The organism is Streptomyces sp. ID05-39B (genome assembly GCF_033794725.1).
Taxonomy (GTDB): Bacteria; Actinomycetota; Actinomycetes; order Streptomycetales; family Streptomycetaceae; genus Streptomyces; species Streptomyces bobili.
In genome coordinates, this window is the sequence record NZ_JARGEF010000170.1 from 1 (window position 1) to 18,608 (window position 18,608).

The 18,608-nt window shown below is 69.3% G+C and carries 17 protein-coding genes and 5 pseudogenes; 7 read left to right on the forward strand and 15 right to left on the reverse strand.

What is annotated here, in order from left to right:
* Nucleotides 1-62: 62 nt before the first annotated feature.
* Nucleotides 63-503: a helix-turn-helix domain-containing protein gene (locus P1P75_RS28905; RefSeq protein WP_319260802.1), complete on the reverse strand. Its 441-nt coding sequence runs from the start codon at nt 501-503 to the stop codon at nt 63-65.
* A 154-nt stretch (nt 504-657) separates the two neighbouring features.
* Between P1P75_RS28905 and P1P75_RS28910 the strand changes: the two genes are divergently transcribed.
* On the forward strand, nt 658-939 hold the full coding sequence (locus tag P1P75_RS28910) for a metal-sensitive transcriptional regulator (protein WP_010358257.1): 282 nt from the start codon (nt 658-660) through the stop codon (nt 937-939).
* 112 nt (nt 940-1,051) lie between these two features.
* On the opposite strand, the gene P1P75_RS28915 is transcribed toward P1P75_RS28910, so the two are convergent.
* From P1P75_RS28915 to P1P75_RS28930, 4 genes are all read right to left on the reverse strand, one after another.
* Nucleotides 1,052-1,627, reverse strand: a complete 576-nt coding sequence (locus P1P75_RS28915) for a rhodanese-like domain-containing protein (RefSeq protein WP_010358256.1) — start codon at nt 1,625-1,627, stop codon at nt 1,052-1,054.
* Nucleotides 1,628-1,764: 137 nt separating this feature from the next.
* Nucleotides 1,765-2,514 (reverse strand): sulfite exporter TauE/SafE family protein, encoded by a 750-nt coding sequence (locus P1P75_RS28920; protein WP_319260805.1) that lies wholly within the window; start codon nt 2,512-2,514, stop codon nt 1,765-1,767.
* A complete protein-coding gene (locus P1P75_RS28925; RefSeq protein WP_319260807.1) occupies nt 2,511-2,876 on the reverse strand; it encodes a rhodanese-like domain-containing protein in 366 nt (121 codons plus the stop codon). The genes P1P75_RS28920 and P1P75_RS28925 overlap by 4 nt, the downstream gene beginning before the upstream one ends.
* 35 nt (nt 2,877-2,911) lie before the next feature.
* Nucleotides 2,912-4,276 (reverse strand): MBL fold metallo-hydrolase, encoded by a 1,365-nt coding sequence (locus P1P75_RS28930; protein WP_319260809.1) that lies wholly within the window; start codon nt 4,274-4,276, stop codon nt 2,912-2,914.
* 196 nt (nt 4,277-4,472) lie between these two features.
* Between P1P75_RS28930 and P1P75_RS28935 the strand changes: the two are divergent.
* A pseudogene (locus tag P1P75_RS28935) lies at nt 4,473-4,858 on the forward strand (DUF302 domain-containing protein); the annotation flags it as partial.
* 55 nt (nt 4,859-4,913) lie between these two features.
* On the opposite strand, the pseudogene P1P75_RS28940 reads toward P1P75_RS28935, so the two are convergent.
* The 5 genes and pseudogenes from P1P75_RS28940 to P1P75_RS28960 all read right to left on the reverse strand — a co-directional run.
* Nucleotides 4,914-5,189 (reverse strand): annotated as a pseudogene (locus tag P1P75_RS28940) (4-hydroxy-2-oxovalerate aldolase); the annotation flags it as partial.
* Nucleotides 5,186-5,629 carry an acetaldehyde dehydrogenase gene (locus P1P75_RS28945; RefSeq protein ID WP_006379292.1) on the reverse strand — a complete coding sequence of 148 codons (444 nt, stop codon included), beginning with the start codon at nt 5,627-5,629 and terminating at the stop codon, nt 5,186-5,188. The pseudogene P1P75_RS28940 and the gene P1P75_RS28945, both read right to left, overlap by 4 nt.
* 252 nt (nt 5,630-5,881) lie before the next feature.
* Nucleotides 5,882-6,522, reverse strand: a pseudogene (locus P1P75_RS28950) (lactate utilization protein C).
* Nucleotides 6,519-7,111 (reverse strand): annotated as a pseudogene (locus P1P75_RS28955) (lactate utilisation protein LutB domain-containing protein); the annotation flags it as partial. The pseudogenes P1P75_RS28955 and P1P75_RS28950, both read right to left, overlap by 4 nt.
* Before the next feature lie 180 nt (nt 7,112-7,291).
* Nucleotides 7,292-9,562, reverse strand: coding sequence for an MMPL family transporter (locus P1P75_RS28960; RefSeq protein WP_319260812.1), 2,271 nt, complete (start codon nt 9,560-9,562; stop codon nt 7,292-7,294).
* Nucleotides 9,563-9,804: 242 nt separating this feature from the next.
* On the opposite strand from P1P75_RS28960, the gene P1P75_RS28965 reads away from it, so the two are divergent.
* From P1P75_RS28965 to P1P75_RS28975, 3 genes are all read left to right on the forward strand, one after another.
* Entirely contained in the window at nt 9,805-10,533 is a 729-nt protein-coding gene (locus tag P1P75_RS28965; RefSeq protein WP_006378898.1) for a response regulator transcription factor, read from the forward strand.
* Complete coding sequence (locus tag P1P75_RS28970; protein ID WP_010358252.1) at nt 10,527-11,630, forward strand: cell wall metabolism sensor histidine kinase WalK; 1,104 nt, start codon at nt 10,527-10,529, stop codon at nt 11,628-11,630. Before P1P75_RS28965 ends, P1P75_RS28970 begins: the two co-directional genes overlap by 7 nt.
* A 266-nt stretch (nt 11,631-11,896) precedes the next feature.
* Nucleotides 11,897-12,106, forward strand: a complete 210-nt coding sequence (locus tag P1P75_RS28975; protein WP_143673346.1) for a hypothetical protein — start codon at nt 11,897-11,899, stop codon at nt 12,104-12,106.
* A gap of 1,679 nt (nt 12,107-13,785) precedes the next feature.
* On the opposite strand, the gene P1P75_RS28980 is transcribed toward P1P75_RS28975, so the two are convergent.
* From P1P75_RS28980 to P1P75_RS28995, 4 genes are all read right to left on the reverse strand, one after another.
* A complete protein-coding gene (locus P1P75_RS28980; protein ID WP_225966631.1) occupies nt 13,786-13,935 on the reverse strand; it encodes a hypothetical protein in 150 nt (49 codons plus the stop codon).
* Between the two features lie 102 nt (nt 13,936-14,037).
* Complete coding sequence (locus tag P1P75_RS28985) at nt 14,038-14,898, reverse strand: hypothetical protein (protein WP_006378819.1); 861 nt, start codon at nt 14,896-14,898, stop codon at nt 14,038-14,040.
* A gap of 112 nt (nt 14,899-15,010) precedes the next feature.
* Nucleotides 15,011-16,594: an ATP-binding protein gene (locus P1P75_RS28990; RefSeq protein ID WP_240439316.1), complete on the reverse strand. Its 1,584-nt coding sequence runs from the start codon at nt 16,592-16,594 to the stop codon at nt 15,011-15,013.
* Nucleotides 16,595-16,827: 233 nt separating this feature from the next.
* The gene (locus tag P1P75_RS28995) at nt 16,828-17,253 is read right to left on the reverse strand and encodes a hypothetical protein (RefSeq protein WP_143673463.1); all 426 of its coding nucleotides are present in this window, start codon (nt 17,251-17,253) and stop codon (nt 16,828-16,830) included.
* Between the two features lie 48 nt (nt 17,254-17,301).
* Between P1P75_RS28995 and P1P75_RS29000 the strand changes: the two are divergent.
* A pseudogene (locus P1P75_RS29000) lies at nt 17,302-17,457 on the forward strand (undecaprenyl-diphosphatase); the annotation flags it as partial.
* Nucleotides 17,458-17,539: 82 nt separating this feature from the next.
* Here P1P75_RS29000 and P1P75_RS29005 read toward each other — a convergent pair.
* The gene (locus P1P75_RS29005; RefSeq protein ID WP_319260815.1) at nt 17,540-18,118 is read right to left on the reverse strand and encodes a TetR family transcriptional regulator; all 579 of its coding nucleotides are present in this window, start codon (nt 18,116-18,118) and stop codon (nt 17,540-17,542) included.
* Between the two features lie 288 nt (nt 18,119-18,406).
* Here P1P75_RS29005 and P1P75_RS29010 point away from each other — a divergent pair, with 288 nt between their 5' ends.
* Nucleotides 18,407-18,586 carry a hypothetical protein gene (locus P1P75_RS29010; protein WP_319260818.1) on the forward strand — a complete coding sequence of 60 codons (180 nt, stop codon included), beginning with the start codon at nt 18,407-18,409 and terminating at the stop codon, nt 18,584-18,586.
* The last annotated feature ends 22 nt before the right edge of the window (nt 18,587-18,608 follow it).

Here is an 18,608-nt window from a genome sequence, read left to right on the forward strand (position 1 = left end):
AACCAACAGGACCCTCGACAAGTCCCATCGTTGCAGGTCAGGAGCACTCTCCGCTTATTTGATCAAGCCTCGGACGCCCCACCTCGTGAAAGCGCGAGGCTAGAGGCGTCCCGGCCCAGGGTGTGTAGCACTGCCCGGCACAGCCTGTCCTCGGCGAACCGAAAGTGGTAGTCGGGGTTGACGGAATAGTCGACGGCGATGGCCCGTACCATCGCCGAGCACAGCAGGGGCCGGTCCAGCAAGGACCGGGTCAGGGCCACCAGCCGATCGCCGACGGTGGCGCCCGGATCGTTCCCAGGGGATTGCCAGCAGTCCTCAACAAAGCCGTCGATATGCGTCTTCCACAGCGCTGCGAACAAGTGCACCTTGGAGGGGAAGTAACGATAGAGCGTGCCGAGTGCCAGGTCGGCGGCCTTGGCGACCTCCTGCATCTGCACTCGTTCGTAGGCCACATCGGCGCCCAGCTCGGCAGCGACTTCCAGAATGCGTTCGCGCCGTGCCACCTCCGTCGATGACGGTCAGCTCGTACGGGCGGGCGTTGGCCTGATCGGCACTGAGGGCGGTGGTGGTGGAGCGACGGGGATTTTCCTTTGCCCGGGTGAGGTTACTCCTTCGGTAAGATACCCAAGGGGGTATCTTACCGAAGGAGTGTGGGTTGTGGAACTGGCGATGGCGGCTGAGGAACTGAAGACGGTGGTCAACCGGCTGCGCCGGGCGCAGGGTCAGATCGCCGGTGTGATCAAGATGATCGAGGAGGGGCGGGACTGCGAGGACGTCGTCACCCAGCTCGCCGCGGCGTCCAGGGCTTTGGACAAGGCCGGTTTCGCGATCATCGCCACGGGGCTGCAGCACTGCCTGACCGATGCGGACATGGCTGCTTCCGGTGACCGGGAGCAGATGCGTACTCGGCTGGAGAAGCTGTTCCTTTCTCTGGCCTGAGCTGTGGTGCCGCGACGCCGGATCACCCGCCCGGTTCGGAGCTGTTGGCCACATGGCCTGGATACGAAAGGGGAGGGATCCGGAGCCAGGTCCCTCCCCTTTGTGGTGTGGTTCAGCGGTTGCGTAGTGCGGCCAGTGTGTTGTCGAGGTCGGCGGCGCGGGGGCGGTTGTGGGGGAGCTTGGCGAGCATGGCGGCCATGCCGCAGGTGTTGGTCAGGGCGGAGTAGACCAGACCGCCCGCGATGCCGGCGGAGATGAGCTGGAAGGCGGGGTGGACGACGAGCCCGAGCAGCAGGCCGAGCAGCACGGTCACTCCTGCGGTGAGCCTCACCTGTCGCTCCATTCCCCAGGTGGCGCGGGAGGCGCCCTGGGGGCGGTGGAGCTCGTGGCCGTCGGCCGCCCAGGCACCGGTGCCTCCTGACAGGGTGGCGGTGGTGACGCCGTTCTCTGCGAGGATCTTGCAGGCGTTCTCGGAGCGGGCGCCCGAGGCGCAGACGACCAGGACGTCGCCGCGGTCGGTGGCGTGACGGATGTCGGGCAGCGCGCGCCGGATCTGGTCGAGGGGGATGTTGAGCGCGCCGGGGAGATGACCGCCGGCGTATTCGCCCGGGGTGCGCACGTCGATGATGGTCAGTTCGTGCAGGCGGGTGCGCGCCTCGTCGGTGGCGAGGGCCGTGGGTGTGGTCATGGCAGATGTCATCCTTGTGTGTCGGAGTGTGCTGAGCTTGATCTGACGGGAGCCGGACTGAACGCGGTCCTGAGATGCGCGGTGGGGCTGGAGAAGCTCTCCTGGTCCCTGGTCTGAGCCGGTGGCGGCCCTCGTGTTCAGATGATCACGTCAACGAGCATGAAGGCCGCCACTGCCAGCAGTACGCTGGCGAAAACTCTCTGAAGGGTGGTGCCGGAGATCTTCGTCGCGAGGCGTTTGCCGTCCCAGGCTCCGAGGATCGCGGCTCCGGTGAAGGGGCCGATGATCTCCCAGTGGAGCCCGCTGCTGGTGCCGGTGCGGGCGGCGAGCGCGGCGAGTGAGTTCACTGTGATGACGAGCAGGCTGGTGCCCACTGCCCGGCGCATGGCCAGTCCCAGGACGCTCACCAGGGCGGGCACGGCGAGGAATCCCCCGCCGACCCCCAGAAAGCCCGTCACGGCGCCGAGTCCGGCACCGGCGCCGGCCGCCTTGCCGGGACGGATCCGGTCCGGCGGCCCGGACGCGGACGCGGACGGACGCAGCATGCGCAGGGCCGCCAGCGCGGCGATGACCGCGAACGCCGCCGTCAGCACCGCTTCGGGCAGGCGCCCGGCGACAGCTCCGGCGAGGAAGGCGGGGACGATGCCCGCCGCGGCGAACAACGCCCCTGTCTTCCATGCCACGTTCCCGTCGCGGGCGTGGGCGTACAGGGCGGTGGCGGAGGTGGCGGTGATGATGATCAGGCTGGCGGTGGTGGCGGCGGCCGGAGTGAAGCCGAGCAGATAGATCAGTGCCGGTACGGCAAGGACGCTGCCGCCGCCGCCGAGGGCCCCGAGCGCGAGGCCGATGACGGCCCCGGCGATGAGGGCGAGAACGAGTACGGTCACGCTATCCGGCCGCTGTTCCCGCGTTCGTCGACGACGGGGTGTCCGGCGGCGGCCCACGCGTTCATGCCGCCCTCGACGTCCACCGCGTGCGCTCCGCGTTCGGTGAGGAGCTTCGCGGCCTGCTGGGAGCGGTGTCCACTGCGGCAGATCACCACCAGCGGACGGCCCTGCGTCTCGGCGGGCAGAGTGCCGCCGGCGACCAGGTTCGTCAGCGGTACGTGGACGGCGCCCGGGGCGTGGCCCGAGTTCCATTCGGGCTTCTCGCGGACGTCCAGCAGGACGGCGTCAGGCCGGTCGCCGCTGGTACGGCTGTGTGCCTCGTCGACCGTGACACGGGGCCCGTTTCGGCGAAAGAGGAACATCACACGCTTCCTTCCTTGCGGGGGGACGGCCGAACTCAGGCGGAGGCCAGGGGCAGCCCGGCATCCGTCGCGGCGTCGAATCCGTCGTCGACGGCGACCACATCGCGGCCGGCGGCATCGAGCAGGGAGGCGGCGATCGCCGCGCGCATCCCGCCGGCGCAGTGCACCCACACCGTCCCGTCCGGCACCTCGCCGATACGGCCGTGCAGCTCGTGGATCGGGATGTGGACCGAGCCGTCGATGTAGCCGCCCACTCGCTCCGAGTCCCGGCGCACATCCAGGACGACCACCTCGTCGCCGCGCTCGCGCACCTGGGCAAGGTCGGCGAAGCGGGCACGCGGGAAAGAAGCGAGCCTCTCGCCCTCATGGACCCAGCCGGCCGGGTCGCCGGTGGCGGCGGCTGCCGGGCGGTCGATGCCTACCCGCGCGAGTTCCCGCTGCGCGGCGCTGATCTGCTCCGGGGTGTCGGCGAGCAGGGTGACGGGCTTGCCCCAGGGGATCAGCCAGGCCAGGTAGGTGGCGAGCTTGCCCTCGCCCTCGAAGTTGAACGAGCCGGCCACGTGCCCCTCGGCGAAGGCCGTGCGGCTGCGCAGGTCCACCACCCACTCCCCCGCGGCCAGCCGGGAGGAGATCTCGCCTGCGTCCGCACGCCTCGGCGGGGTGAGGTCGACGGGGGCGGGGCCGGCGGCGTTGGCCGGGCCCATGTGCGCGTAGTAGGCGGGCACGTCCTCCAGCCCGGCGAGCATCCGCTGGACGAAGGTGTCCACGTCCAGGGTGAGCGCGTCGTTGCTGGTGCGTTCCTTGCCGATCGTGGTCGCGTCCCCCTCGGCCTGGGCGGAGGAGCAGAAGCTGCCGAACCCGTGGGTGGGCAGCACCGCCACCTCGTCGTCCAGCTCGGCGGTCAGGCGGTGGGCGGAGGCGTGCTGGGCCCGGGCCAGCTGCTCGGTCAGCCGAGGCTCCACCAGGTCAGGGCGGCCCACCGTACCGATCAGCAGCGATCCGCCGGTGAACGCCGCCACGCCGCGCCCGTCCTGCTCCAGGACGTAGGCGGTGTGGTGCGGGGTGTGCCCGGGCGTGGCGATCGCACGCAGGACCAGACCCGCGTCCACGTCCACGGTGTCGCCGTCGGCGACCGGGGTGCGGGCGAAGGACACGTGCGCCGCGGCCGGCACCAGATAGGAGGCGCCGGTGACGCGGGCCAGCTCCAGGCCACCGGTGACGTAGTCGTTGTGCACGTGGGTCTCCGCCACGTACGCGATGCGCACCCCGCGCCTGGCGGCGGTGGCGATCACCTGGTCGATGTCGCGCGGCGGATCGATGACCACCGCGGCAGCGGCCCCGCCGGCCAGGTAGCTGCGGTTGCCCAGACCCTCGAACTCAAGGGTGTCGACGAAGAACACGACTGCGGCTCCTCCACAAGAACGGTGTACCCCGGGGGGTATTCGACACCTACTCTAACAGGGGTACCCCCGGGGGTATTCCTGTGGTCCTGGACGTCCCCCATATCTCCGGGTGCGGCATTGCGTCCGCTGCGCCGGGTACCCGGCGGGGTATCAAGGAACCGGGTTTTCCGCCTCACCGAAGGAGCAGCGCACCGTGTCCTACGACCGCACCGTCCGACTGGCCGTCACCGACTTCGACGCCGCCACCGCCGCCGTCCGCCAGGCCCTGGCCGACCAGAGGTTCGGCATCCTCACCGAGATCGACGTCCAGGCCACGCTGAAGGCCAAGCTCGGCCACGACATGGAGAACTACCTAATCCTGGGCGCCTGCAACCCGCCGCTCGCCCACCACGCCCTGGAGGCCTACCGCTCCATCGGCCTGCTCCTGCCCTGCAACGTCGTCGTCCGCCGCGACGGCGACCACACGCTCGTCCAGGCCCTCGACCCGGACACCATGGTCACCTCACCGGCCTGGACGCCCTCAAGCCCGTCGCCGACGAAGCCACCGCCCGACTCGACGCCGCGCTCAGCGCCCTGGCCGCCACCTGCCCTCTCCCCGGTTCGGCATCTGGCCGACCCCGGCACGCGGTGCGCGGATCGTGCCCACGCCTGGCAGCAGGAGAGTGGTGAGCCGGGCCCGTTTCAGTACGGAGGCCGCGGTCTCGATCCACTCCCAGTCGGTGTGCGAGCCGGGCCCGTAGTTGACCGAACTGCCCGCCAGACCGTCGCCGTGTGCGATCTCGATCGCGTCCACGCCGGCCTCGTCGAGCGCTGTCACGATGCGGGCGACATCGACAGGGCTGATGCGGTGGCGAACGGCGTGCATGCCGTCCCGGAGGGTGACGTCCTGGACGTAGATCTGCGTGGTCATCGGCTGTCCGCCTTCGCTGCGGCGATCCGCTCGGCGACTTGGAGTCCCGCCGCGGTCATGATGTCGAGGTTGCCTGCGTAGGCGGGCAGATAGTGTGCGGCGCCCTCGACCTCCAGGAACACCGACACCTGATGGGTGGGGCGCCGGGTGCCGGCTTCGAGCAGAGTGTCCAGTGGCTGGTCGCCGGGGATCTCGGTGATCTGCGTCTGCTGTTTGAGCCGATACCCCGGGACGTAGGCCGCCACGTCGGCCACCATCTTCTCGATGCTCTGCCGGATATCGGACCAGGCGGCCGGGTCGGGGGCATCGACCAGGACGAAGACCGTGTCACGCATGATCAGCGGCGGCTCGGCGGGGTTCAGGACGATGATCGCCTTGCCGCGCTGTGCGCCGCCGACCTTCTCGATCGCTCCGGCGGTCGTCGTGGTCTCGGATCGCACGAAGGCGCGGCCTGCTCGCGACTTTGGGTGAGCGAGCCGTGGCGGAGGCACGGCTGATGTTCCCGCATCAGCCTCCAAGCGCACGAGTCCGGCTGGACGCCCTCGGACCGAGCCTGGCGGACGAACTGGCACGGATGCACAGAAGGGCTCCGTTCCGCGGCAGCACGGCTCTCAGATCGTCGTTCTCCACGGACCTCAGACGATCCTGCTTTCCTACCGCAGGAGGTGAGCAGAGCCCGATGCGAGCGTTTCCTACTCGCCATTCCTGTTCACCGGGATCACTTCCAGGGTGCGCGAACCGTGCACCCCCTCGACCCGGTCCAGCCCGACGTCGCTGGTCGCTGAAGAACCGGAGATCCACGTCAACGGACTTACCGGTTCGAGGCGTTCGAGGCCCTGCGGCACCGCGGAGACGACCTGGTCCGGGACCCGTACGACGCAGATGCGCTGGTCGGGCATGAGCGTGATGCGGCGGCGGCCCTGGCCGGGGGAGCCGTCGAGGACGACGGTGCCGGACTCGGCGACGGCCACCGCGCACTCCGTCACCACACTGTCGATCCGGTCCAGCTCGTGCGGGGTGCTCTCGGCCCGGTCCGGGACCTGCTCGGCGTCGGCGTCCGCGAGCCAGGACTGCTCCAGCCCCGACGGCACCAGGACCGTCTGGAACCCCGCGCCGCCGGCATCCCGGCGAGCGTCGCGGGCAGGTCCGCTGCGGTGCAGCGGTGCACGATCGCCCGGTAGTCGGCGAGGTTCTCGGCCAGGAGGTCCGCCGTCTCCTCGACGCCGCGGTCCCCGTGCTCCCGCAGATACGTCCGCTCGATCGGAGCGTCCTCGCCCGAGACATCGGACAGCGCGCGCCGCACCCGGCCCAGGATCCGCTCCCTGCTGCTCACTTCGAGCCCCCCTTCTCCGAGCGGCCGCCGTCGGTCCGCGGCCACCAGTCGCGGAACGGCTCCACGGGTAGGGCCGGAAGATCCCGGGTACCGCTCCAGGCCTGCCCGGCCCCGGAAGCGAACGCGGATGCAGCCGCCGGGTGCGCGAGGTCGGCCGCTGTCCGGTGCGCAGGACACCGGGGCGGGCGAACGCCCAGCGGGCCGCCCGCATCGCCGCCCGCTCGGCCGCGTGCCCCTTGGCGGGCTTGAGCACCACCTTGTTGCCCTCGCGGACCACCAGCCCGCCCTGAACGACCCGTTCCCGCAGATGCACCAGCACCTCGGGGATGTCGATGGCGACCGGGCAGACCTTGTAGCAGGCCCCGCACAGCGAGGAGGCGTACGGCAGCGGGGCGTCGATCTCGCTTTCCGTGCCGCGCAGTTGGGGGCTGAGGATCGCACCGATCGGGCCCGGTTAGACCGAGCCGCAGGCGTGGCCGGAAGCGTGGCCGCAGGCCCACTCGTAGACCGGGCAGACGTTGAGACAGGCCGAGCAGCAGATGCAGTGCAGGGCCTGGCGGCCGACCTCGTCGGCGACGGAATCGGAGCGAAGCGGCCGACTTCGAAGAATCGGCACGCTCAACAGGAACCGGGTCCAACGCCCGCGCGGATCACCCCCTGCAGGAGACAGGCATACTCGAATCCCGAACGTTGATAGTTTTCTGATGTGGACCACTTCCAGATCGGCGTGCGGTCAACTCCTGGCGCCGCCCACACGCCGATGGGCTCCTCAGTACCGTCGTGCACCCGCGCCGCTCACCGGGGCTGCCGCCCGGTCGGCGTCGCGCGGCTGCCGTGCCGCCCGATCCCATCCCGCCGGCCCGGACGCCTGCGTCAGCCTGCTCGTCAGTCGCTCCCCCTCGATGTCCATGTCCGGCAGCGCTCGGTGCAGGAACCGGGGCAGCCACCATGCCTTACGGCCCAGGACCGCCATCACGGCGGGGACAAGCGTCATCCGGACAACGAACGCGTCCAGGAGCACGCCGACGCCGAGCGCAAAGCCCATGCCTTTGATGACCTGCATGTCGGCGAAGACGAACGACCCGAACACCGCGATCATGATCAGCGCGGCAGCGATCACGACCTTCGCGCCGTGCCCGAATCCGCGGACCATCGCCTCGACCGGCGGCAGCCCATGGGCGTACTCCTCCCGCATCCGGGAGACGAGAAAGACCTCGTAGTCCATAGCGAGGCCGAAGAGGATGCCCACCAGCAGCATCGGCAGGAAACTCAGGACCGGGCCGGTGGTCTTGATGCCGAGCAGGTCGGAGAGCCAGCCCCACTGGAACACCGCCACCAGCGCGCCCAGCGAAGCACCGAGGGACAGCAGGAACCCCAGGGCCGCCTTGAGCGGGACGGCCAGGGCGCGGAACACCACGACGAGGAGGAGCAGCGCCAGGCCCATCACCAGCAGGCAGTACACGGGCAGGGCGGCGGAGAGCTTGTTCGCCACGTCGATATTGACGGCGGTGGTGCCGGTCACATTGATCTCGGTGCCGCTGTTCTTCTCCACGGCGCCTCGGGCGTTCCGTATCTCTGCCAGGACCCGCTTGGTCGTCTCGGTCTCCGGGCCACCGGTGGATGTGACGCTGAGCAGTGCCGCATGACCGGACTCGGCACGGACCGCGGGGGTCACGGAGGCCACCCCAGGCAGGTCCCGCACCACACCGGCCATGCGCTCGGCGGCCGGGACGACCTCCGTCCTTTCACCCTGTACCAGCACGACCAGCGTGCCGCTGTAGCCGGGGCCGAATCCGTCGTCCACGAGCTTCTGTGCCCTGCCCGCGGAGGTGTCGGGATCCTGCGTGCCGCCGAGCCCCAGTCGGAGATCCGCCGCAGGGACAGCGAGGACGCCCAGGCCCACCAGAGAGACGAGCAAGACGCTCCACCGGCGGCGGGCCACCATGGCCGCCCAACGCTGCCCTGCGGGCTGACGTGCCGAGACGGGGGCGCGCTCGACGGAACGACGCAGGACGGGGACCGTGCTGGTGGCGATGTTCCGTCCCATCAGGCCGAGTACGGCCGGCAGCAGTGTGACGGCGATCGACACGGAGACGACGACCGTCGCCGCAGCACCCAGTCCCATGACGGTAAGGAACGGGATGTTCACCACGGAGAGCGCGGCCAGTGCGATGACGACGGTCGCGCCGGCGAAGACGACCGCTCCACCGGCCGTCCCGGTCGCCAGGCCGGCCGACTCCTCTGGTTCCATGCCCGCCCTGACCTGGGTCTGGTGCCTGGAGACGATGAACAGGGCGTAGTCGATGCCCACGGCCAGGCCCAGCATCACGGCGAGGATCACCGAGGTGCTGTCCATCGTGACGACGCTGGTCAGACTCAGCAGGCCGAGCACACCCACGGCAACCCCGACGAGCGCGGTCGCGACGGGAATGACCGCGGCACGCAGGGAGCGGAAGACGAAGACCAGAATGCCCAGGGCGATGAGCACGCCCACGGCTTCCCCGGGGCCCATCACCTTGACCTCGACCTTGGAGAAGGCGTCTCCGCCGATCTCCCCGGTCAGCCCCTCGCGACGTGCCTCGGCCACGAGTCGCTCGACGCCGTTGGTGGTCGCCTCGGAAAGGGTGCCGGTCTTGTCGGTGGTGAAGGTCAGTGCGGCGATGCCCGTCCGGCCGTCGGCCGAGACCGTCCCCGACGACGCGGAGGGTGCGGTGACCGACCTGACGCCCAGAACATCCGCCGCCTCATCGACCGTTCGCCGTACGATGCGGGCCACGTCGCCGGTCGTGAGGGTCTCACCGCGTGGGGCCCGAAAGACGATCCTTCCGGTGAGGTGGGACTGGTCGCTGGGGAACTCTGCCTGCACGACGTCGAGCGTGCGCTGGGCCTCGGTACCCGGGATGGTCGTCGAGGTGGTGAACGGCTTCATCAGGCCGAGGGCCGCCAGGACCGCGACGAGCAGCAGTACGGACCAAGCGCCGATGACGGACCATTTCCGCCGGTAGGCGAAACGGCCCAGGCGGTACAGCAGGGTGGACACGCGAAGACTCCCGATGGCCGGGGAATGGGAAATGAGCAGTGCCCCGACCGGTGGAGGACGCCAGTCGCCGAGGCCTGCCTTATCCACCGTAGGAACGCCTCCGGGCCACACTCCGCGAAACGGCCCTTCGGGACCGCTGTTCACACACAACTCCCATGGAACGCGCCACGCGGGTCGGAGACGATCAATTGAGCACCGAAGGCGGGCAGGGTCCCGCGGCACTGAGGAAAGGGTTGACGCGCATGCCCGACGAGAACGCCGCAGCCGTGGCGGAGTCCGAGCCACCGCTCGGGCGATTGCTCGTCGTCGACGACGAGCCGGCGATCCTGGACACCGTCGGCCGTTTCCTGCGGTTCATCGGCTACGAGGTCCGGACGGCCGCCACGGTGAAGGAAGCCCTTGCCGAGGCCCGCGACCACCTTCCCGAGCTCATCCTGCTGGACATCATGCTCCCGGACGGCGACGGCATCGAGGTCATGCGGCGGTTGCGCGCCGACGGCCTCCCGCACGCGGTTGTCTTCCTCACCGCACGTGACACACGTAAGGACCTGGTCAAGGCACTCGCAGCGGGTGGTGACGACTACGTCACCAAACCGTTCGGTCTCGACGAGGTGGCCGCCCGGATCGGTGCTGTGCTGCGCCGCACCCGCAGACCCGAGCACGAGAGCTCCGTCCTGCGGGTCGCCGACCTCGAACTCGACCCGGCCACCCACTCCGTACGCCGCGGCGGCACTGCGATCGGTCTCTCCCCGACCGAGTTCCGGCTGCTGCGCTACCTGATGCTGCACAGCGGTCGGATCGTGCCCCGGGCCCAACTCCTCGAACACGTCTGGTCGTACGACTTCAACGGCGACGACACCGTGGTCGCCACGTATATCAGCTACCTGCGCCGCAAACTCGACGCGCTCGGTCCACCCTTGATCCACACCCAGCGGGGCATCGGCTACGCCATCCGGGAGCCGGGATGCTGAAGCGGTTGCGCCGGTCGCCGCTTCGCGCGCGCCTGAGCATGGTCGTCACGGTGCTGTGCGCCGGCGCCATGGCAGCCACGGCACTCAGCTGGATTCTCAGCGGCGATCCGGCCGTGATCGTGCTCGTGGAACTGGCAGGGCTGACCGGTGTGGCCCTGGTGAGCACTACTGTCGTACGGCGGGAACTGCGCCCGCTGGAGCGGGCTGCGGACACGGCCGACACCATCGCCGCCGGCGACTTCGCCCAGCGGTTGACCGTAGCCGCCTCAGCACCCACCACGGAGGTCGGACGCCTCGCGGACGCCTTGAACGGGATGCTCGACCAGATCCAGGCCGCGCTCACCGCCCGCGAGCAGTCCGAGGAGCGGATGCGTCAGTTCGTGGCGGACGCCTCGCACGAACTGCGCACGCCGCTCCAATCCCTGCGCGGCTACGCCGAGTTGTACCAGAGCGGGGCGCTGCCGGACCGGGCCGCGGTGAACGAGGCGGTGGAGCGGATGCTCTCCGAGATCCATCGCATGACACGGCTGGTCGAGTCGCTCCTCGGGCTTGCCCGGTTCGACGAGCAGGACGAGGCAAGTCTTGAGCCGGTTGACCTGAGCGGGCTCGTACGCGACTGCTGCCGCGACGCCAGGGCAGTGGAGCCGTCACGGCCGACCGGGGCGTACATCGAGCCCGACGTGACAGTCAGCGGGGACGAGGCCCAGTTGCGGAGCCTGCTCAGCAATCTGCTCGGCAACGTCCGTATGCACACGGCACCGGATGTTCCCTGTCGGGTCACTCTGAGCACGTCGGGCGACGAGGTGATGCTACGGGTGGAGGACTTCGGCCCGGGTATCCCCCATGAGTCGCTCACCCACGTCTTCGACCGGTTCTATCGCGCCGACAAGGGCCGCAGCCGTGTCGACGGAGGCAGCGGGCTGGGACTGGCTATCGTGGCGGCGATCACGGACCTGCACCACGGCAGGATCCGTCTGGACAGCGTCCCCGGCCGTGGCACGCGGGTGGACGTCCTTCTGCCCGCGTCCCGCACCGGGTCGGTATCGGTCGATCGGGACACACTGCCGCGCTCGTCGGCAGATCGCGCTGAATGCTGACTTCGGCGGCCTGTCCCGGGGGCCCGCTCGTGACGAGCGGGCAGACCCGTCTGTCGGACACGGCCGTCCAAGGCCGCGAACTTCTTCTCCAGGTCAGCGAGGAAGCTGTCGCCACCGGGCAGCATCCCGGCGATGGCCCGGACCGTAGTGCCTGTGGAGCCCCTGAGCCGCCCTCGATGAAGGCGGCGGCCTCCGGGACGTATGCGGTCATCAGTTCCTTGAAGGCACGGGCCGCCTCTTCGCGGTCCAGCAGGTCGTCCATGCTCATGTCCACCGACAGGGGCGTTCGTTCGGCGGGGTCGGCGTCGAACGGAACCGTCCAGGTGTGGCGGCCCGAGCCCACCTCGACGCCGTCGCTGTCGCCGGGCAGGACAACCTCGGCGGCGGTGTTCGACGAGACGAGGGCCGTGACCGTCAGTTCGTGGTTGCCCTTCATCGTGGCAGAGTCCCGCGCCATGGACACGAACTACTGCTGAGCCACCGGCAATTCGCCCACGAGCTGTACCAGGTCGAGCACCGGGTGCTCAGGTTACTCGACGGGTTGCGTTGGTGACCCCGCGCTGGGCCGGATCCGAGAGGGCGGCAACCGCACTGTCGGCCTGGCCTTTCGTCGTACGCGGAAAGACCGCCCGAGATGTCGTCACTGGCGCCAGTCAGGATGCCATTCACCTCGTACCGCGAGGTGAATTCCGTCGACCGGCCCTGCTCGGCCGCCTCCACAGTGCCCCAGGTGTGTCGCCCCCTGAAGCGGGCTTCCAAGACTGCCCCGTTCGCCGCGGGCGCACGGGCGTCTGTCACGCGCGGCAGTGCCGATCTGGACACAGAAGATGTGAACTCCCCCAACTACCTTGCCATGAGCCGGACGTACATGAGCGTGACTCAAGGGTCCTCGCGGATCCATGAACTCTCCGAGGTACCAAGAGCTCCAGTTCGGCATTGGTGCCCGCGAGCCGACCGAGACTGCGCTGATATCGGCGCCAAGGAATGGCAGTTGTGGGGGTGTACCGGATAGCGCGAGAGCACCGGCTGCCGCGCGAGGCGGCGGGGCCTGTGCCACATGGCCCGACCACCGCGCGGCTCCTGGACGGCCCCTGACACGCCCGGCAGGTCGGTCTCGGCCAGGAACCATCAATCCCGGGCCGGCACGCATCAGCCGTCCCGCCTGAAGACATTTCCGCAGGCCGTGATCACGAAAGGCGACCGCCACCAGCAGCGAAGAATCCGCTGGCCAGCCCCCCGCCCCTGGCAGACGACCACCGCCACTCAGTGCCCCGTCAGCGGCTCATCGGCCCTACTGCTCGCCGCGCCACCCCCAGCCGCAAGGCGAATCAGTACACGACCTCGCACCACCCTGACCAGCGGCAATACGCTCCACAACCGAAAACGGTGCGGATTCGACCCGGATTCGCCCCGAGGGCCCCAGACTCCAAAACGAACAGTAGTTGACCTGCAGTGATGCTGATTCTTGCCGCTGTACCGAGCATCCACCGACAGAGGAGTCTCACAATTGAAACTAAGTGGACATTTTTGGGCGATTAGCGCCACGTAGCGAGTAGTCGCACCCGCCGGCGCCACCTCCGGCTCCCCCGAGCGCGAACCGAACAGCAGCACCACCCGGCGCTCCACTCTGGCGACTAGGGGGCTGACAGAACAGGGCTCTGACCAGCCCCTTTACGGAAGTCCTTCCGCCTGACAGAAGACGTCTTGCCGAGCCGATGCAAGCCTCACAACCCTGTTTCCAACCACGGCACGCGGGGCGACGGAGCCCCGCCGACAGAGACGGGAACTGCCATGCCGCACATCACCGCTTTTGCTGGAAACCAGTGGTTCTTGGCGGGAGCGATCAACGAGACGCTCTCGCAGTGATCACTTCCAGGGCCTGCCGCAGGGCGCCCCACCGGTGATCGAGTTCAGCCCGAGCTGGTCGACAAGAAGACACCTCGTACATGTACTTGTGAACCTGTCCGGCGCCTGGATGTCCACTACAGACCGATGCCGGACCACCTTCATCGCCCGGAATGACCGCATCTGCCGCATGTCGGTGGGACGGGAACGACAATACGCGAACCCGAATTCGACCCGGATTCGACCCCAAGTGTTTGTTTATCAATTAAACATAGCCTCTGACCTGCGGAAATACGGGGCGGCAGACGAGTCAGGCTATACGCCGGGTACTGGCCGGGGCGTCCAGCGCCACCAGCAGCCGGGCTCGGGCCCGGCCGACCAGAGCGGTCAGCGCGTCCGGTTGAGGGACGGTCTTTTGTTCGCCCCGCAGGGCGGCGGTGCCGCGGGCAGGGTAGATCAAGGTCCTGGGCCAGGGGTCTTCCAGGTGGGCGGCGATATTCCCGACGAAGACCGAAGGGATCAGCAGGAGACCGTCGCCGGCGAGGCGGACAGTTCCGCCCTGTCACACCGGTGCGGGTGGCGGGAAGTGCGTGGCGCGGAACTCGGCGAGGGTCTGCTCCACACCGGCGATGGTCAGACGCCAGAAATCCCAGCCGTCGATCTTGTTGCTGCCGGTCGCGGCCCTGGCGGCGGTGGTCGGGGTGCGCCAGGGGCGGCCCAGGACGTTGATCTGGCCCTCGTGGTTCAGGACCGCCTGGTGGACCTTCTTCTCGTGCCGGCCCGTGAAGGTGATGCCGGCCTTCAGGTCGTCCGGGTCCAGATGTTCCAGCAGGTCTTGCAGGTCGACTCGGGAGCGTTCCGGGTCGACGGTGGGTGTGGGCGTCGTTGCGGCCGGCGTGGGCGCGGCAGCGGGCCGGTCGCAGGCGCGCTGCAGGGCCAGGGCCATGGCGGCTGCTGAGCTGTATGGCGCCTTGGGCCCCACCTTGTCGTCGATCAGCTGCTGGATGGCGGGATCGTCCCCGTAGCGGGCGAGTACGGTGACCGCCCGCATGAGGCGGCTGCGGAGCGGGACGAGGTGGGAGTCGTTGAGCGCGAGGATCCGTATGGTTTCGTCGGCGCGGCACAGGCCGCGTTTCGCTTCGGCCTGCGAGTAGGGGGTGCTGCTGCGCCGGGCGTAGCCGGCGCTGTCGAAGCCGAGCAGGTCGGGGTCGCTGTGGTGGGCTGGGAGCAGCGGCTGTTCGCGGTCCAGGTCATCGGCTGATGCGCGGGCGCGGGTACCGCCTATGACCGGGAACTGGCTGCCCTTGGCGCGGCCTTCCCGGACACCGTTGTAGCGGGCTCCGCCGCTGTTGCAGTGTCTGCAGGCGATGCCGTAGTTCGACACGTCGCAGGCCAGCCACCAGTGACCCGGGTGGCCGGGCACGTCGCGTACTGGGCACCGAAGATCTCGGCTCCCGCACCGAACCCGTGCTGCTCCGGGAACACGGCCACGGGAGGAAAATCCGGGGGCGCTCCTGGCTGAGGTCTCCCAGCCGTCAGGCGCGCAGCAGGGTGACGGTGCGCCCGGAGGGCGTGGTCTGCTGCGAGAAGGCGGTGCGCTCGTGGACCGTGGCTGCTTGCGGGCGGGTGTCGAAGACGACGAGGGTGCCCGTGGACAGCTCCATGCGGTCCAGGTAGTCGTCCAACTGTGCCAGCCCCTCGGCGAGGGGGTCGGTGCGGCCCTGGCGCCACACCTTCAGCTCCAGCGCCTCGCGCTGCACCGCCCGCGAACCGTCGGCAGCGGTGTACGGCTGGCGAATCAGCAGGTCCACGCGCCGCCGGCCGATCCCGTACTCCCGGTCGATGAAACCCGCCCCGTTCACGATCCGGTGCAGGTAGGCCATCATCACCAGCTGTGCCGCGGCCTCCGGGTAGGTCGAGGCGGTGGCCAGGATCTCGCCGTTCTCCCGCCAGAACTCGGCGAAGGAGCACAGCAGCTTGTCCATGTCGATCCGGTCGTCCGGCAGCCGGAAGCTGCTCGGGGCGGCGACGACCTGGCCCTCCGTGTTGTTCCCCAGGACCCGGACAATGACCTCCTGGTAGATCGGATTGGCCACCCGCACCGGCGCGTCCGGAGCGACCAGCCCCAGGTCGCGCACGTACGCCAGATCGTCGTCGTACGTGTCCGTCGGCAGGAGCAGCTCGCCCGCGATCACCGGCTGGATCACCCGCCGCACCCGGTCCTCGCCCAACCTGGCGGCCAGCGAGTCCAGATGCGTCGCACGCGCCAGGATCAGCCGCTCCTTCGCCTCCTCCATGTGCTCGGCCGTGATCGGCGTGTCCGACGGCACCCCCATCTCCTCGACGACCTCCCGGGCCAGCGCGTTGACCAGCCACGGCTGTCCCTGGGTAAAGCCGAAGGCACACTCCAGCGCATCCACCGTGAAATCCTGGCCCGTCTGCGTGGTGTGCTGCCCGTACAGCTCGGCGACCTCGGCCGCGGTGAAGTCGCCCAACCGCAGCGACGCCACCTTGATGTTGAACGGACTCGACGTACCAAGGCGCCCCGGATCCCCGCCCGAGGCCGCCTTGTAGTCACGCACATCCCGCAGCCCGCACAGCACCACCGCATGCGGGAAGCCGCCACGGCTGACAGTGAAGCCATCGCGCAACTGGCGCAGCACACTGCGCAGGCCTTCCCCCCGCAGCGCGTCGATCTCGTCGAAGAACAGCACCAGCGGACGCGGACAGCTCCGCACCCACTCAGCCAGCCCCCGCGTGAGCCGGGACCCGGGCACCGCGTCGGGCCAGGAGGCGGGGGGCGCGAGCTCATCAGGAAGCCCAGCGGACTCCGCGGACCGCCGAATCGCCTCCAGCACCAGCAACTCGGCCTGGCCGTAGTCCTCCCCGGCCACCTCCCCGCTCTCGCACGAGAAGTGCAGCGCCGCGTACCGGCCCGAGGCCGTCAGTTCCCGGGCCATCGCCGCCAGCACCGTCGTCTTCCCGGTCTGCCGCGGCGCGTGCACCACGAAGTACTGGCCCTGCTCGATGTACCCGCGGGCCCTGGGCAGCCGCTCCTGGGCCGGCACCATGTAGTGACGCGTGGGGACGCACGGCCCGGCCGTATTGAAGTAGCGCATACCTCGCACGCTAGCCGACGGCACCGACAACCTGAGGCGACCGTGCACCCGACCACCGGCTACACCGCCCCGTACGGGCACGAGTGCCAGAGCAGCGGTGCCCCGGTACGGGATCACCCGGCGGGCAGACGCAGAAACGCGGCCGGCGCCCGCTGGGGTGCGGTGACCGCTGGAGCGCCTCCGGCGACCGCCAGGGCATGCAGGTCACTGCCGCACAGATCTTCGCTTGCCGATCAGCTCATCCGGGGCACGTTGTCGTCCTCATCGTCCCAGTCGGTCTCATGCATCCTGCCCTTGCCGAAAATCTCATCCGGGCTGTTGAGCGACCGGGGCACGCACTGCGGCCAGGGCCTTGTCGGACAGTTTGGCCGCGGGTCAGGGGCCAGTTCCCCGCAACCGCGTACGCCGGAAAGCGGCTGTACCTGCTTCGTCACGGCGGCAAGGAGTGGCTGGACGAAGATCGACACAGTCGCATCGCCGTGGAGAAGCGCATGGGCCGCGAGGTCGCCGGCGTGGATGGTCTCTACTCGCACGTTGCCCTGGCCATGGAGCAGGAGATTGCAGGTTCGCTGCAAACCGGAGACTGCAGGTTCGCTGCACACCAGGTGGCTGCGTTTCGTGGCCAGCGAAGGAGAGCACTGGAAGGTGCCGTCTCCCACTGCTCTCACATTCGATCTTGAAAGTGGTGGAAAACCGCAGGTCAAGTCGGGTGGAGCAAAGTCGTCATAAACTTGTGTATGAAGTTCATTTCCACCAAATCGTTCATGCCGTTCGTGTACTACCGCGTGATCCTCGGCATCGTGATCATCGCCCTCGTCGCGACGGGCGCCCTGAGCCCGCACGCGGCGGAGTCGGCGGGCTGATCCCGCCCCCGCGCCCGGCAGTCCACGGCCCGCGCCCCGCACCGACTCCGACCGAGTCGGCGCGGGGCGCGGGCCGTCGTGGCTACTCCGGCGCCACGATCCGGTCGACCGCCGCCGTCACCAGTTGATCGCGCTCCGCCTCCGTGAAGACGTCCGGCAGGGTGAGCTGTTCGACGATCAGCCAGTTCAGGGCCAGGATCAGCAGCTTGACGGCCATCGCGTCCCCGGGAAGGCCCGAGGCCTCGTGGTACGCGACGTTGGCGTCGACGTCGGCCCGGACCCGCTCGGTGAGCACCTTGCGCAGTTCGGGGCGCCGGGTGGCTTCCAGCCGCAGTTCGAGCAGCGCGAGGTAGCCGGTACGGAACGAGGAGACGCGGCCGACCAGTTCGCGCATCAGTTGCGTGTAGGTCTCCCGGTCGCGGCCGGCCGTCCGCTGGCGGGTGATCGTGGCCTCGTCGGGCTGGAGCCGCTCGTAGACCCGGGCGCCCGCCTGGGTGAGCAGGTCGTCGCGGTTGGCGAAGTAGTTGGACGCGGTGCCGGCGGGCACGGCGGCCTCCCCGTCCACCGCCCGGAACGTCAGACCCCGGGCGCCTTCCCTGGCCAGCACCTCGATAGCGGCGTCGACGAGGGCGGCTCGCCGCTCGTCGTTCCGTCTCACCATGGAAACCACTCCAGCCGTAGCACCGACCCCCACACCACTTCACGTAGAGTACTACGGGCGGAGTCACCCGACGAGGCCGCAGGCGCCACCGAGGCCAGGCCACAGGCGACCTCCGCGGACGGTCCTGTCGACCAGCACCCGACCGGAACCCGACCGGCGCCCGACACCGTCGCCATGGGCCGGTGAACGTCGACCGCCGCCGAGTCCTGGCCGACCGTGACCAAGTCCATAGGGTTTGCGTAGCCGTCCGGTAGCGCAGTGTCAGTGCTTGCCCCTAGGCTGTTGCGCATGTCCCCGAGTTCTTCTGCCTTTGGTTCCGTGCGGTCTGCTGCCGAGTTGAACGAGCAGATCCGGGCGCTGTGGCTGCGCGCCGGCGGCACGCTGTCGGCCCAGGAGCGGGCGGAGTACGAGCTGTTGGTGGTGGAGTGGGCCGCTGCGATCCGCGGCGCGGTGGTGAAGGCGGCCTGAGGCCGGCACCCCGATTCCCGCC